Origin of the sequence: Paenibacillus sp. EKM10P (assembly GCF_011800655.1) — a bacterium.
Classification (GTDB): domain Bacteria; phylum Bacillota; class Bacilli; order Paenibacillales; family Paenibacillaceae; genus Paenibacillus; species Paenibacillus polymyxa.
On record NZ_JAALET010000079.1, the window covers coordinates 1 to 461 of the forward strand.

1 protein-coding gene is annotated in these 461 nt (G+C 57.3%); it reads right to left on the minus strand.

Translation table 11 applies throughout. The features are described from left to right. On the minus strand, window positions 1-461 hold a 461-nt coding region (locus tag HFE01_RS26485; RefSeq protein WP_167442909.1), incomplete at both ends, for an AMP-binding protein.

A 461-nucleotide genomic window follows, 5' to 3' on the forward strand; every position in this document is an offset into this window, starting at 1 on the left:
TCCGGGTACTTCGTCTTGAAGCCCTTGAGCAGCAGCGGACTCAGCGCTTCGCCCCCGAAGATGACGTTGCGAATCCGAAGATCGTACGGATGGTCCGCCAAGACCTTACGCAGCAGCTGGTAGAAGTACGTTGGCGTCTGGTTCAAAATCGTGACCTGTTCGCGGCCCAGCAGCGCCAGGAAATCGACTGGATTTTTCGCTGTGAGCGGCGGTACGATGACCAGCTTGCCTCCGTTCAGCAGCGCTCCGTACATTTCCCAGACGGAGAAATCGAAGCAGAACGAGTGGAACAGCGTCCACGTGTCGGACGGCCCGAAGTCGAATAGATTCTTGTCGTTGAACAGGAGGCGCACGACGTTCTTATGCTCAATCAGCGTTCCTTTCGGTCTGCCGGTCGTTCCCGACGTGTAGATGACATAAGCCAGGTTGAGCGGCCCGGAAATCGGCTCCAGGTTCGAAGC